Here is a 13,867-nt window from a genome sequence, read left to right as displayed (position 1 = left end):
CTAGGCGGGCCCGGGTGATGCGGCAAGCGAATGTCTAGCATGGGTCCCATGCCCAACCCGCATGACGTACCCGGAATCTCCACCACCTGGCTGCGGGTCTTCCTGGAGGTGGCACGGCACGGTTCGTTCACCGTGGCCGCGCGGACCCTCGGCTGGACGCAGTCCGCGGTCTCCCGGCAGATCTCCTCGCTGGAGTCGGCGCTCGGCGGGGCCCCGCTCTTCGACCGGCTGCCCCGGGGGGTCCGGCTGACGGACGCGGGACGGGTCCTCGTGCCGCACGCCGAGACGGTGGTCGAGCGGCTGCACGGCGCCGGACGCGAATTGGCGGCGCTGCGCGAGGCGGCGGGCGGCCGGCTCCGTTTCGGCGCCTTCGCCACGGCCGACGCGGCGCTGGTGCCGCGCGCCATCGCCGCCTTCCGCACCCGGCGTCCGGGGGTACGGATCAGTCGCGAGGAGGGGTTGACCCCCGCCCTCCTGGACCGGCTGTCCGCGGGCCGTCTGGACCTGGCGATCGTCTCGACGACGGGCCGCGCCCCCTTGGAGGCCCACACCCTGCACCACCTTCTCGACGAGTCCCTGTACGTCGCCGTGCCCGCCGGTCACCCGCTCGCCGCCGAGACGTCGGTGCGCCTGTCCCAACTCGCCGACGCCGACTGGATATCCGGCTCCGCCCGCCCCGAGGGCACGCTGCTGGACGCGGCCCTGCGGCACGGCTTCCGTCCGCGTGTCGCGCACGTCGTGGCCGAGTGGACCGCCAAGCAGGGGTACGTCGCCGCCGGTCTCGGGGTGACCCTGGTCCCGGCGCTCGCCGCCGAGTCCGTGCGCCCGGACGTCGTCCTGCTCCCGGTGCGCGACGAGGAGGCGCCGGCCCGGGCGGTGTACGCGGCGACCGTACGGGGCCGGTCCCTCGCCCCGGCCACGGAGGCGTTTCTGGGCGCGCTGCGGGAGGCGGCGGCACGGATCCCCGGATGACCGCCGCGCACCGCATCGCGCCGCGCGCGCCACTGCTCATGGCGTACGCCCCCTCCGTCACGCGATACTGCCGCCGTCCGGCAGCACCCCACGGCGACGGAAGGCATGAACTCCCTTGACCTACACAGGCGTTCGGATCGGCTTACTCGCACTGACCCTGTTGGCGGGGTCGGCGGCCACCCCCACCGCGTCGGCCGCGACGCACCTCGGCACCACGGACTCCGGCATCGCGGACTCCGGTACCACAGGCTCCGCCACCCCGGACTCCGGCACCCCGGGTTCCGGCACCCTGGGTTCCGGCACCGTGGAGGAGCAGCGCCTCGACCGGGCCGTGCCCCAGGAGATCCTGCGGCGCTCCGGATTCGACACGGTGGCACCGGAGTTCATCCGGGTGCTGGAGCGGTCGGGCTCGTACGCACGGGCCGAGCGCGTGGTCGCGCAGCAGGGTGCGCGGCTGTGGCGGCGGGCCGTGGACCGGGCGCAGGGACGCGGCGCCGCGGGCGGTGACCTGAGCCGGGACGACGACCGGCCGCTGTACTGGGCACGGCTCGGAATGACCCGCGAAGTGCGCCAGTGGGCACCCGGGTTCGGGCTGACGGACGGGCAACGCACCCGACTGCTGGACACGTTGGAGCGGACCTCGCGCGGCCAGCAGGACATCCACTATCCGCGCGCCAAGGGCGTGAAGCGGATCCTGGTCACCGGGTTCGACCCGTTCACGCTGGACCAGGACGTCCGGACCTCCAATCCGTCCGGTGCCACCGCCCTCGCCCTCGACGGTACGACGATCCGGACGGCGGACGGACCCGCGCGCGTCGAGACCGCCGTGTTCCCCGTCCGCTGGCAGGACTTCGCCGAGGGCACCGTGGAACGGACGCTGCGGCGGCAGCTGCCGCGCGTGGACCTGTTCACGACGGTGAGCCAGGGCCGTGTCGGCCGCTTCGACGTGGAGCGGACCAACGGAGCCTGGCGGGGCGGCTACCCGGACAACGAGAACGTGTCGGTGACCGGGACGGTCCCGGTGACCGATCCGGCCTCGCAGCCGCAGTGGACGTCGACGACCCTTCCGTACGCGCGGATCGTCGCCGCGAGCACCGGCCGCTTCCCGGTCTACGACCACACGTCGGTGACCGAGATCCCGGCGGGAGGCACCGATCCGGTCGTACGCCCGGACGGCCCGACCCCGGGCTCGACGGCGCGTGCCGGGGGCGGCGGGGACTATCTCTCCAACGAGATCGCCTACCGCGCGACGCTGCTGCGCGACCGCCTCGGCCTGCACGACAGCCTGCCGGGCGGCCATGTCCACACACCCGTGCTCGAGTTCGGCACCGGCAACACGGACCCGGCGACCGGGACGGTCACGGATCCCGGGTTCGTCCGCAACCGGCTGGACATCATCGCCCAGGTCCGGTCGATCCTGACGGTGGCCGCCGACGCGAGCGCGGTCGGAGGGACGGCGCGAACGCGGGACTGAGGCCGGCCGGGACGGTGGCGACGGCGACGGCGAGGACCTGGTTCACGCCGTCGCCCCGAGCTCCCGGTCCTCCTGGTCTCCCCGGTCTCCCTGGGCCGCCGGGTCCGCGCTCGGCTCGCCCGTCTCCTCGCCCAGCAGGTCACGGGCCATCAGCGTGGCTCCCGCGACGGCGCCCGGCATCAGGAAGACGGCGACGACGGGGACCAGGAAGGCGAGGCCGAGGGGGGTGCCGAAGCCCCAGACCAGCATCTTGCGGGAACGGAGCAGGCGGAGGCGGGCGCGGAGCTCGACGCGGCGGCGCTGGAGGGCCACCGCGGTGAGTTCCTCGGTGAGGAAGAAGCCGGTGACGAAGAAGCCGATCACCGGGACGACCGTCTGGCCGACGACCGGGACGAAGCCGAGGGCGAAGAGGAGGATGCCCCAGACCAGGGCCCGTACGACGATACGGAGGCTGTCGCGTGCGGAGATCCACAGCTCGCGCCAGAGCGGCAGCCCGGACTCGGGGGCGGTGCCGTCCGGGGAGACGTCGCGGTCGACCTTCTCGGAGAGCGACTCGTAGAAGGGCTGCCCGACGAGGAGTGTGACCGCGGTGAAGGTGACCACGGCGAGCAGGAGGGCGAGGGCGAAGAGCACGGCGGTCAGGAGGCCGCGGAAAAGGCCCGTCCAGGGGCTGGTCCAGTCGTCCGCGAAGGGGGTGGCCCAGGTGACGAAGTCCTCACCCCAGACGGCGAGGGCGACGAGTGCCGCCGCGTACAGCACGAGGGTGATCAGCCCCGGAAGCAGGCCGAATCCGTACTGCTTCCCGTGCCGTACGACCCATCGCTGGCCCTGTATGAGGTAGTTGAACCCTGCCCCGAGATCACGCATGCGGGCCACCTTACCGGCGCTCGAGCCGCCTTCCCCCGCCCTCGGCGTCCCTGGGCGCGACAGCCCTGGGGCCTACGCCGGGGTCACCGCCACCACCACGCCTCCGTCCGCCGCGGGGGACACCGCCGCCGACACCCGGACCGCCGCCGCCCGCGCCACCCGTCCCGCCCGGGACGCCGAGGCCAGCAGCAGTGGCTGGAGATGTTCGAGGCCGGAGACGAGGAGCTCTTCGCCGGCGATCAGGACCGGACGGACGGCGTCCGTCGTGGCGGCGGCGGCCTCCGTGAGGTCGGCCAGCGGCGGCAGCGCGGCCCGTACCACCCCCGCCCCCGCCGTGGCCGCCCGCTCGGCGAGCGCCACCTGCAGCGGCAGCAGCGGAGCGAGCGCCGCGGTCAACGCGTCCGCGATGCGCCGGAGTTCCGGGGCCGAGTCGCGCAGGACGTCGGCCGCCGCGCGGATCACCGGCGTCGACGCCAGCAGCACCCCCGCCACCACCCCCGCCACCGTCGGCAGCAACGGCGACCCCGCCTCCAGCAACTCCCCGAGCGCGGAGGCCGCCTCCTCCACCGCGGGCTCCACCGCGTCGAGGATCGGCAGCAGGCTGTCGCCCACCGCGGCCAGCAGCACCCGGGCCGGTTCGCTCACGGGATGCGTCGCCAGCGGCGCCCCGGTCGTCCCGAGCCGCGTCAGCGTGTCCACGATCCGGTAGAAGGCCTCCTGCGCCTGGGGCGACGCACTCGCCTCGGCCAGCTCCGCCGTGGTCTCCCGGAGCACCCGCAGCGCCTCCGCCCCGGAGCCGTCCCGGGGGTCGAGGGTGTTGAGCGCGATTCTGGTGATGTTCCCGGCCGTGTCGAGGAGCTGGCCGGTGACGTCGGTCGTGGTGCGCGCGATGCGCAGCACGTCGGCCCTGCTGGGGAGCGACGGAATCGGGGACATGGGCCCTCCTCGCCACGCGCGGTACATCGGCCGGGAGCCCGCGCGACCCTCGGTCGGCGCCGGTGCCCGTCCCAGCATGCCCGCTCCGACCCGCCGAGGGTGCGCCATCCGTGGCATTGGTGACGCCCGGGTCCTTTTGTCGCGGAAGAGCCGAGCGTGTTGCGGGAGAGTCGGGCAGGTACGCCTCGCCCCAGCGACCCGTAGGCGTTTCGAAGAGCCACTCCCCGAAGACCCGTTCCGCCGGGCCGGTCCCCGGCTCCCCCCACGGAGGTACGACGCGTGCGCCTGCCGAGACCCGTCCTGATCGCCGTCGCCGGCGTCACCGTGACCGGATCGCTTCTCCTCGCCCCGCACAGCGCCACCGCGGACCGCAGACCTCCGCTCCGCGAGGGCTCCGCCCGGGACCGCGGCGCCGCCGCGACCCCCTTGAACGCGGCCCGGCAGGCCCTGACGACCCCCGTCACCGTTGTGCCTTCCGGTCTCTCCCCTTCCGGTTCCTCCCCTCGCGGCTACCCCCGCGAGCAGCTGCTCGCCCCGGACCCGGAGAACCCGGCGGACGAGTCGATCAGGCTGGGGCTCATCCCGTACCACGCCATCGCGCCGCGGCTGAACGCCCTGCAACGGCTCGGCGACCGGGTGAGCGTGGAGGTCACGGGCCGTTCGGCCGGCGGTCGCCGGCTCTACCTCGTCACCGTCACCGCCCCCGAGTCCGCCGGGCGGACCCGCGCCCAGGAGCGGATGCGCGCGCTGATCGAGAACGCGCCCGAGGCGGCGGCCGGCGACCCGGTCGTCAGGGCGGACTACAAGATCCCCGTCTTCTTCGACAGCAACATCCACGGCAACGAGTGGGAGGGCACGGACGCCTCCCTCCGGCTCATCGAGCGGCTGGCGAAGGCGAAGGACGGCGCCACCGCCGATCTGCTGGCCCACAGCCGCCTGTACTTCGACATCACCGCCAACCCGGACGGCCGTGTCGCCGGCACCCGCGCCAACGCGAACGGCTTCGACCTGAACCGGGACTTCGTCACCGCCTCCCAGCCCGAGGTGCGCGCGGTGCGGCAGATCGAGATCGACAAGCAGCCGGCGGTGATGCTCGACCTGCACGGCTACGTCAACGGCACCCTCGTCGAGCCGGCCACCCCGCCGCACGGCGAGAACTACGAGTACGACCTCTTCCTCAAGAACACCTACGCCAACGCCCTCGGTATGGAGGCCGCCGTCGACGCCCTCGGTCACACGGCGGCGAAGGACGGCGTCGAAGCCGCCCAGATCCCGTTCCGCGACCAGCGGAAGGGCTGGGACGACTGGCCGCCGGTCTTCGCACCGCAGTACGCGGCCTTCCACGGCGCGGTCGCCGCGCACACGGTCGAGCTCCCGCTGACGGTCGACAACGAGGCGTACGAGTCGCTGCCCGCCGGTGAACTGCGGCGGCGCGCGGCCGTCAACGTGGACGTGGCGGGCGCGGCGATGCGCGCGACCCTCGCCTACGCAAGAAGCCACCGGCGCGCGCTCGTCGCCGACCAGATCGAGGTCTTCCGGCGCGGGGCGAGCGGAGCCGCCCAGGTGCCGGTCTCCGCCCGGACGGTCCCGGGCGTTGCGGGCATCGGGCCGGAGGACGTGTACACCACCGACTTCCCTCGCGCGTACGTGATTCCGGCCGGATCCGCGCAACGCTCCGCCACGGCCGCCGCCCGCCTCGTCGGCCACCTGCTCGCCAACGACGTACGCGTCACCCGCGCGGCCCACGCCTTCCGGCTCGCGGGACGGACGTACGCGCGCGGCTCGTACCTCGTCGACCTGCACCAGCCCAAACGCGGCCTGGCCAACGTGCTGTTGGCGGACGGGCGGGACATCAGCGACAGGGTCTCGACGATGTACGACATCTCCGGCTGGAGCCTGGGGCGGCTGTGGGGCGCGTCGGTCGTACGGGTACAGGCCGGCGATCTGCCGGCGGCGACCGCGGCCGCCGCCGCCCGTGCGGTGCGGGCGGCGGCGCCGGCCGGGTACGTCGCCCCGCACGGCGACCTGCGTCTGCGCCTCGACACACCCCAGGCGATCGCGGCGCTCAACTCCCTGCTCCGGCAGGGGGTTCCGGTACGGCGGCGGGCGGACGGCAGCGCGGCGGTGCCCTCCTCGGCGCGCCCGCGGGCCACCGCCCTCGCCCGGAGGTACGACGTCGTCTTCGACGCGGCCACGGACACCCGGGGAACGCCGCTGCACCGGGTCCGGGTCGCCGCGGCGGTCACCCCGGGCGAGCTCTTCGCCCTGCGCGAGATGGACTTCGACGTCGTCCCGGTGTCGACGGCGGTTCTCGACGCGGGCTTCGACTGGTCCGCGGCGGACGTCCTGTTCGTGTCGGCGGGACTCGATCGCGCCCGTCTGAGCCCGGCCGCGCGGGTGGCCCTCGACGCCTTCCTGGGCTCTCACGGGCTGGTCGGACGCGGTGCGTCTGGAGCGGCGCTCAACAGCGCGACGGGCCTGCTCGCGGCAGTACCGGTCGAGGGCGACGTGGAGGCCAACGGTGTGGTGCGCGTGGTGAATTCGGAAGACGGCGGCATCACGTCCGGCGCGCCCGACCACAGCTTCGTCTACGCGCCCGTCTGGTTCACCGGTCTCGGCTCCCACGTCCGTGTCGAGCAGGCGTACGCGCCCGGCGACCCGCTCGTCTCGGGCCACTGGCGGCCGACGGCACACGGCGGCGGTCCCACGGCGGCCGGCGGTCACGCCTGCGTCATCAGCGGCCCGCACGCGGTCCTCTTCGGCACCGAGCCGCTCTTCCGGGACCACCCGAAGGGCGAATTCCCGCAGGTGGCGGAGGCGTTGCTGACGGTGTCCTGAGGCGGCGCGGGTCCCCCCGCCCCGCACTCCCCCGCACGCGGGCCGCGCCCCGTACCGGGACGCGGCCCGCGCCGCGGACGGTGGGCCCGTCAGACGAGCGTCACCGTGACGTCGCCCCGGGTCGCCTTCGAGTACGGGCAGACCTGATGGGCCTGCTCGAGCAGGTCCCGCGCCGTCGCCGCGTCCACGGCCGGGATGGCCGCGGAGATCTCGACGATGATGCCGAACCCGTCCTCGTTCTTGCCCAGACCGACCCTGGCGGTGACCGTCGAGCCGGTGAGGTCGGCGTTCCGCCCGCGGGCGACGACGCCGAGCGCGCCCTGGAAGCAGGCGCTGTACCCGGCGGCGAAGAGCTGCTCCGGGTTGGTCCCGGCGCCGCTCCCGCCCAGTTCCTTCGGCGGGTTCACGACGACGTCGAGCCTGCCGTCGTCGGTGGCGACACGGCCCTCGCGGCCGTTGTACGCGGTGGCGACGGCGGTGTAGAGGACGTCGGACTGCTGGATGGACATACGGTGCGTTCCTCCCTGGTCCGCCGCGACTCGCGCCCACGATCGCGACGACTTCGGAAAGAAGTTACCGTATGCCGGAAGTCCAGCAGAAGCCCCGCCGGGACCAGAAGCCCCGCCGGATCCTCAGAGCTTGACGATCATCTTTCCGATGTTGTCGCCGCGCAGGACGCCGAAGAACGCCTCGAGGTTGTTCTCGATGCCCTCGACGACGGTCTCCCTGTACTTGAGCTCGCCGGAGGCGACCCAGGGGCCGACCTCCTGGACGAACTGCGGCTGCAGGTCGTAGTGGTCGCCGACCAGGAAGCCCTGGATGCGGCCGCGGGTCTGGATGAGACGCGCGAGGTTCCTCGGGCCGGGGGCGGGCTCGGTGTTGTTGTAGACGGAGATCATGCCGCAGACCGCGACACGGCCGTCCCGGTTCAGCCGGCCGATGGCGGCCTCCAGGTGGTCGCCGCCCACGTTGTCGAAGTAGACGTCGACGCCGTCCGGGGCGGCCTCGCGCAGCTGCTCGCCGACCGGGCCGTTCTTGTAGTTGAACGCGGCGTCGAAGCCGTACTCCTCGACGAGCAGCTTGACCTTCTCGTCGGAGCCCGCCGAGCCGATGACCCGCGAGGCGCCCTTGAGCTTGGCGATCTGTCCGACCTGGCTGCCGACGGCTCCGGCCGCGCCCGACACGAAGACGGAGTCGCCCTCCTTGAAGGAGGCGGTGCGCAGGAGGCCCGCGTAGGCGGTCAGACCGGTCATGCCGAGGACACCGAGGTACGCGGAGAGCGGCGCGGCCTGCGGGTCGACCTTGACGGCCTGCCTGGCGTCCACGACGGCGTACTCGCGCCAGCCGAGGAAGTGCAGGACGTGGTCACCGGCCTCGATCCCCTCGGCGCGGGAGGCGACGACCTCGCCGACCGCACCGCCCTGCATGACCTCGCCCAGCTCGTAGGGGGCGGCGTACGACTTGGCGGCGCTCATCCGGCCGCGCATGTACGGGTCCACGGAGACGTACTTGTTGCGGACGAGGACCTGGCCCTCCGCGGGCTGCGGGACCTCGGCCTCGACCAGCGCGAAGTCCTCGGGCTTCGGCCAGCCGACCGGGCGGGCGGTCAGGTGCCATTCGCGGCTGACGGAGGGAAGCTGGGTGTCGGTCATGAGGGTGTGTGCCTTTCCTGCATGCATGCACGCTTGCCTGCGCACTACGGCTCTAATACTTCACTACCTGAAACAACCATGCTCCTGAATATTTCATGATGTCAAGTAAGGGAGTATCCTGGAGGTCATGGCCACCCAGAAGACGCCCCGGATCGACCCTCTCACCCTGGAAGTCGTCGACCTCATCGGCTCGGTCGTGGCCCGGTACCACGAGGACTACGAGGACGCAGCCGCCGAGCACGCCCTCACCGGGGCGCAGGCGCGGCTGCTCGGCCTGCTGTCGCTGGAGCCGCTGCCGATGCGGCGGCTGGCACAGAAGCTGAAGTGCGAGCCGTCGAACGTGACGGGGATCGTGGACCGGCTGGAGGCACGGGGGCTGGTGGAGCGGCGGCCGGACCCCTCCGACCGGAGGGTGAAACTGGCGGCGGCGACCGAGGAGGGGCGGCGGGTGGCGCACTCGCTGCGGGATTCACTGCGGTTCGCGCGGGAGCCGTTGGCGGGGTTGTCGCGTGAGGAGCGGGTGTCTTTGCGCGATCTGCTCCAGCGCATGCTGACGCCGTAACCGGGGGTTTGCCAAGGGCTGCCGCCGACAGCCCCCGCTTCGGCCTGAACGGGCTCGTCCCCGAACGCCGGACGGGCTGGGTATGTCAGCCCGTCCGGCGTTTGAGGACGAGCCCTTCGGGCGAAGCGGGGGTCCAGGGGGCGCAGCGCCCCTGGCGGGGGTCTGGGGGCGGAGCCCCCATGTTCGGGACGGGTCGGGTACGGGCGGCGGGGGCGAGAGCCCCTACGTGCACCACCAAAGGAAACGATTGCACGTGTGCGACGGGGTAGGCGTCGGAGTCGCCGGCGCCGAGGTCGGCGCGGCCGGCGGCGTCGTGACGGAACGCGGCGGCTCCGAAGAGGCGGGCGCCGACACCGACGCCCCGCCCCCCGTCCCCGCCGTCGCCGACTCCCCCTGGGTGTCCTTCTTGTCCCCGTCCTTGGACTTGTCACCCTCGGCGGACTCGGACGCGGAAGCGGAGGGCGACGCCGAGGCACTCGGCGAGCCCTTGGCGGTGGGCGCCCCGCCCCCGGGACCCCCGGTGTCACCGGCCGGCCGCGCCGTACGCTCCGCGGAGGCCCCCGAGCCCCCGTCGGCGGACGCGTCCGCGCTGGCCGCGTGCGGAGTCACTCCGGGCGCCTCGATGCCGAGTTCGGCGAGACTCAGGCCGCCCGCGGCGAGCAGCAGCCCCGCCCCGGCGAAGAGCACCCTGCGGCGCCTCCTGCGGTGCGCGGCGGCCTTCCGGTCGCGCCGGCTCGCCCCGCCCGAGGCGGGCCCGCGCCCGCGCCGCCGCCCTCGGGCGCGACGCCCGCGACGGCCGTCCTCGCCGTCACCCTCGTCCTCGCCGTCGTCTTCCTCGTCGGACGCGTCCTCGTACGCGTCCTCGCTCTCGTACGGGTCGTCGGAGTCGTACGGGTTCGCACCCGCGTCCGGTTCCGGGTGTGCCCCGGTACGGCCCCCGGGTGAGCGGAGCTGTTCGGCTGAGGTGCCGCACCCCGGGCAGGCAAGGGCGCCGTTGAGGTGCCTTCGGCACGGGTCGCAGTAGTCCATGACGCCGGAAGACTAAGTTCCTCACCGGTCACGTTGATAGTCACGGCTGTGAAAGTTGTGTGGTGAACCATCCGTTCCGGCGCGTCGCACCCCCCGTTCACAGCGGCACGTGTGCGACGTCCCGAGGCATACCGCCAAAATCCGCCGCCGACCGTTGCGTTCGACCCATTGACACTCCAGGGCCCGCATCCTACTGTCACGCCAGCATTTCGAACGTGTGACGAAATTTCGAACAAACCGCAAGAGCACAGGGGGCAACTGCCGTGCGCATCACGGGAATCAGCACACACGTGGTCGGGACGCCCTGGCGGAACCTGACCTACGTCCAGGTGCACACCGACGAGGGCCTGACCGGAGTCGGCGAGACCCGCATGCTGGGACACACCGACGCGCTGATCGGCTATCTGCGGGAGGCGGAGGCCAATCACATTCTCGGTTCCGACCCGTTCGCTGTCGAGGACCTCGTCCGGCGCATGAAGTACGGCGACTACGGGCGCGCCGGCGAGATCGTGATGTCGGGCATCGCCGTCATCGAAATGGCCTGCTGGGACATCAAGGGGAAGGCGCTCGGCGTCCCCGTGTGGCAGCTGCTCGGCGGCAAGGTCACCGACCGGGTGAAGGCCTACGCGAACGGCTGGTACACGACCGAGCGGACCCCGGAGGCGTACCACAAGGCCGCTCAGGAGGTCGTCGCCCGCGGGTACCGGGCCCTCAAGATCGACCCGTTCGGCACCGGCCACTTCGAGCTCGACCACGAGGCCACGCTCTACTCCGTCTCGCTCATCGAGGCGGTACGCGACGCGATCGGCCCCGAGACCGAGCTGATGCTGGAGATGCATGGCCGGTTCTCGCCCTCGACCGCCGTCCGGCTCGCCCGCGAGCTCGCGCCCTTCAAGCCCGCGTGGCTGGAGGAGCCGGTGCCGCCGGAGAACCTGAAGGCGCTGGAGAAGGTGGCCGCCAAGGTCGACATCCCGGTCGCCACCGGGGAGCGGATCCACGACCGCATCGAGTTCCGTGAGCTGTTCGAGAGCCAGGCCGTCGACATCATCCAGCCCGACGTCGGTCATCTCGGCGGGATCTGGGAGACCAGGAAGCTGGCCGCGACCGCCGAGGCCCACTACGTGCTCGTCGCGCCGCACAACGTCGGCGGGCCGGTCCTCACCGCGGCCTCCCTCCAAGTCGGTTTCAGCACCCCCAACTTCAAGATCCTGGAACACTTCAACGACTTCGCGGACGCGGAGATCAAGAAGGTCGTGAAGGGCGCCCCGCAGGTCGTCGACGGCTATTTCGAGCTGTCCCACGAACCCGGTCTCGGTGTCGAGCTGGACGTCGACGCTGCGGCCGAGTTCCCGCAGCAGCAGGCCCGTTTCGACCTCTGGGCGGACGGCTGGGAGCAGCGCAGGCCGAAGGGGGCGCAGTGAGTACCGCGGTCGTCGTCGAGGCGCCGGGCGTGCACCGGCTGACCACCCACGAGCCGGTGTCGCCGGCCGCGGGGGAGGCGCTGGTCCGGGTCCACGCCGTGGGCATCTGCGGCAGCGACCGTGAGGTGTACCAGGGCAACCGGCCCGACGGGTACGTGCGTTATCCCCTCGTCCCCGGTCACGAGTGGTCGGGGACGGTGGCGGAGGTGGGCGCCGGGGTGCCCGCCGGTCTCGTCGGCCGCAAGGTCGTCGGCGAGGGTTTCCGCAACTGCCAGGTCTGCGACCGCTGCCACGCGGGCGAGACCACGCTGTGCTCGGCGGGGTACGAGGAGACGGGGTTCACCCAGCCGGGTGCGATGGCCGCCACCCTGACCCTGCCCGCCCGTCTGCTGCATGTCCTGCCGGACGAAGCCGACCTGACGGCGGCGGCCCTCCTGGAGCCGGCCGCCTGTGTCGCGGCGGCCGCGCTCAAGGCGAACGCGCGACCCGGTGAGCGGGTCGCGGTGGTGGGCACGGGGACGCTCGGGATGTTCGCCGTCCAGTTCCTGCGGGCGGGTTCTCCCGCGGAGCTGCTCGTCGTGGGCACCCGCCCCGACCGGGACGAGCTCTCGCGGACCTTCGGCGCCACCGACTTCCGCACCAAGGACCAGGAACTCCCCGACGACTTCGACGTCGTCATCGAGACCGCCGGGTCCGCGTCCGCCGCGCGGACCGCCGCCTCGCTGCTCCGGCGCGGCGGACGTCTGGTCCTCACGGGCATCCCGGCGCCGGGCGCCGAGGGGCTCGACCCCACCGATCTCGTCGTACGGCAGTTGGAGGTGCACACCGTGTTCGGGGCGCCGCCGGCGGCCTGGGCGCACACGGTGCGGGTGTTCGGCGCGGGGCTGCTCAGCCCGTTGCCGCTGGTCACGCACGAACTGCCGCTCACCGGGTTCGCCGAGGCCATCGAGTTGGCGGGGTCCGGCGATCCCGAGGTCGGCAAGGTCCTTCTGCGTCCCTAGCCGTACGCCGGTGCGGAGTTACCTGACGGCTCCGTACCGGCGTACCACCCGGCTCCCGCACGCCGAATCCCGCGAACTCCGTCCGAAATCACGAACATGAAGGACAGCCAGTGACCGACCCCTCTCCCACGGCTCCCCGTCGACCCGCCGAGCAGGCGCTCGTCGCGCTCGGCCTGGGCGCGCCCGCCCTCTCCCCCGCCGACGCCTCGCCGCACAGCTTCCCGGAAGGCGGTCGCTGGCGCACCGAGGTTCCGTCCGTGGAGGGTCCCGAGGCCTTGGCGGTGGTCCTCAAGGAGTCCTCGCGGCTCGACGTTCCGATCCACCGGATCAGCCAGGGCAGCGGTGTCTGGATGCTGACCGATGCCGAGATCACCGAGATGGTCGAGGCCGCCGCCTCCCGCGACATCGAGCTGTGTCTGTTCACCGGCCCACGCGGCACCTGGGACATCGGCGGTTCGGTGCGCTCCGACTCCCGCGGCGGCGGACTGCGCGCCCGCGGTCACGACGCGGTGGCCGGCTGTGTCGAGGACGCCGTCAGGGCGACGGAGCTGGGCGTCAAGTGCCTGCTCGTCGCCGACGAGGGCGTGCTGTGGACGCTGCACCGGGCCCGCGTGGCCGGGATCATCCCGGCCGACACCACCCTCAAGCTCTCGGCACTCGTGGGGCCGGTCAACCCGGCCTCGTACGCGGTATACGAAAGGCTCGGCGCGGACTCCATCAACGTGCCGAGCGATCTGACGCTCGATCACCTCACGGAGATCCGTCGGGTTTCGGCCGCACCCATGGACATGTACATCGAAGCCCCCGACGATCTCGGCGGGTATGTCCGGATGTACGAGGTGGCCGAGCTGATCCGGCGCGGCGCACCGATCTATCTGAAGTTCGGCCTGTCCAAGGCCCCCGGGATCTACCCGTACGGGCACCACCTGCGGGATCTGACCCTGAACACCGCCCGGGAGCGGGTGCGGCGCGGCAGGCTCGCGCTGGACCTGCTCGCGCGGCACGGAGCGGACGGCGACATGGCGCCGCTCGGCTCGCGAAATCCCGGTCCGATGACGCGTTTTGACACCTCCTCATAACGTTCCGACCAACTCCCCTTCACAAAAGCCGACACG

General features: G+C 72.7%; 12 protein-coding genes. 7 read left to right on the top strand and 5 right to left on the bottom strand.

All coding sequences use genetic code 11. From position 1 onward, the window contains the following. Window positions 1–39: 39 nt before the first annotated feature. Window positions 40–972 (top strand): LysR family transcriptional regulator, encoded by a 933-nt coding sequence (locus OG199_RS28345; RefSeq protein WP_405831866.1) that lies wholly within the window; start codon window positions 40–42, stop codon window positions 970–972. A 115-nt stretch (window positions 973–1,087) separates the two neighbouring features. After that, window positions 1,088–2,446, top strand: coding sequence for a pyroglutamyl peptidase (locus OG199_RS28340; RefSeq protein ID WP_356800538.1), 1,359 nt, complete (start codon window positions 1,088–1,090; stop codon window positions 2,444–2,446). Window positions 2,447–2,488: 42 nt separating this feature from the next. Here the strand turns inward: OG199_RS28340 and OG199_RS28335 are convergent, their stop codons facing one another. Next, a complete protein-coding gene (locus tag OG199_RS28335; protein WP_401799031.1) occupies window positions 2,489–3,313 on the bottom strand; it encodes an EI24 domain-containing protein in 825 nt (274 codons plus the stop codon). A gap of 72 nt (window positions 3,314–3,385) precedes the next feature. After that, window positions 3,386–4,249 (bottom strand): hypothetical protein, encoded by an 864-nt coding sequence (locus OG199_RS28330; RefSeq protein ID WP_405831865.1) that lies wholly within the window; start codon window positions 4,247–4,249, stop codon window positions 3,386–3,388. A gap of 279 nt (window positions 4,250–4,528) precedes the next feature. Between OG199_RS28330 and OG199_RS28325 the strand changes: the two genes are divergently transcribed. Further along, on the top strand, window positions 4,529–7,087 hold the full coding sequence (locus OG199_RS28325; RefSeq protein WP_405831863.1) for a M14 family zinc carboxypeptidase: 2,559 nt from the start codon (window positions 4,529–4,531) through the stop codon (window positions 7,085–7,087). An 89-nt stretch (window positions 7,088–7,176) separates the two neighbouring features. Here the strand turns inward: OG199_RS28325 and OG199_RS28320 are convergent, their stop codons facing one another. After that, window positions 7,177–7,596, bottom strand: a complete 420-nt coding sequence (locus OG199_RS28320; protein WP_405831861.1) for an organic hydroperoxide resistance protein — start codon at window positions 7,594–7,596, stop codon at window positions 7,177–7,179. A 123-nt stretch (window positions 7,597–7,719) separates the two neighbouring features. Further along, window positions 7,720–8,739 carry an NADP-dependent oxidoreductase gene (locus tag OG199_RS28315; RefSeq protein WP_356809629.1) on the bottom strand — a complete coding sequence of 340 codons (1,020 nt, stop codon included), beginning with the start codon at window positions 8,737–8,739 and terminating at the stop codon, window positions 7,720–7,722. Between the two features lie 127 nt (window positions 8,740–8,866). Between OG199_RS28315 and OG199_RS28310 the strand changes: the two genes are divergently transcribed. After that, window positions 8,867–9,301 (top strand): MarR family winged helix-turn-helix transcriptional regulator, encoded by a 435-nt coding sequence (locus tag OG199_RS28310; protein WP_401799037.1) that lies wholly within the window; start codon window positions 8,867–8,869, stop codon window positions 9,299–9,301. 222 nt (window positions 9,302–9,523) lie between these two features. Here OG199_RS28310 and OG199_RS28305 read toward each other — a convergent pair whose 3' ends face one another. Further along, the gene (locus tag OG199_RS28305; protein ID WP_405831859.1) at window positions 9,524–10,330 is read right to left on the bottom strand and encodes a hypothetical protein; all 807 of its coding nucleotides are present in this window, start codon (window positions 10,328–10,330) and stop codon (window positions 9,524–9,526) included. Between the two features lie 263 nt (window positions 10,331–10,593). On the opposite strand from OG199_RS28305, the gene OG199_RS28300 reads away from it, so the two are divergent. From OG199_RS28300 to OG199_RS28290, 3 genes are all read left to right on the top strand, one after another. Then, a complete protein-coding gene (locus OG199_RS28300; RefSeq protein WP_356804896.1) occupies window positions 10,594–11,751 on the top strand; it encodes a mandelate racemase/muconate lactonizing enzyme family protein in 1,158 nt (385 codons plus the stop codon). Next, on the top strand, window positions 11,748–12,752 hold the full coding sequence (locus OG199_RS28295; protein ID WP_405831857.1) for a zinc-binding dehydrogenase: 1,005 nt from the start codon (window positions 11,748–11,750) through the stop codon (window positions 12,750–12,752). The genes OG199_RS28300 and OG199_RS28295 overlap by 4 nt, the downstream gene beginning before the upstream one ends. Window positions 12,753–12,862: 110 nt before the next feature. Beyond that, window positions 12,863–13,831 carry a hypothetical protein gene (locus OG199_RS28290; RefSeq protein WP_401799044.1) on the top strand — a complete coding sequence of 323 codons (969 nt, stop codon included), beginning with the start codon at window positions 12,863–12,865 and terminating at the stop codon, window positions 13,829–13,831. The last annotated feature ends 36 nt before the right edge of the window (window positions 13,832–13,867 follow it).

Source organism: Streptomyces sp. NBC_01176, assembly GCF_045039825.1.
In the GTDB taxonomy this organism is placed as follows: Bacteria; Actinomycetota; Actinomycetes; order Streptomycetales; family Streptomycetaceae; genus Streptomyces.
This window is presented reverse-complemented; position numbering and strand designations above follow the sequence as displayed.

What these genes read in the sequence shown, in the direction of transcription:
- OG199_RS28345 (WP_405831866.1), top strand. Translation starts at nt 40, where the DNA reads ATGGGTCCCATGCCCAACCCGCATGACGTACCCGGAATCTCCACCACC.
- OG199_RS28335 (WP_401799031.1), bottom strand. Translation starts at nt 3,313, where the DNA reads ATGCGTGATCTCGGGGCAGGGTTCAACTACCTCATACAGGGCCAGCGA.
- OG199_RS28330 (WP_405831865.1), bottom strand. Translation starts at nt 4,249, where the DNA reads ATGTCCCCGATTCCGTCGCTCCCCAGCAGGGCCGACGTGCTGCGCATC.
- OG199_RS28320 (WP_405831861.1), bottom strand. Translation starts at nt 7,596, where the DNA reads ATGTCCATCCAGCAGTCCGACGTCCTCTACACCGCCGTCGCCACCGCG.
- OG199_RS28315 (WP_356809629.1), bottom strand. Translation starts at nt 8,739, where the DNA reads ATGACCGACACCCAGCTTCCCTCCGTCAGCCGCGAATGGCACCTGACC.
- OG199_RS28310 (WP_401799037.1), top strand. Translation starts at nt 8,867, where the DNA reads ATGGCCACCCAGAAGACGCCCCGGATCGACCCTCTCACCCTGGAAGTC.
- OG199_RS28305 (WP_405831859.1), bottom strand. Translation starts at nt 10,330, where the DNA reads ATGGACTACTGCGACCCGTGCCGAAGGCACCTCAACGGCGCCCTTGCC.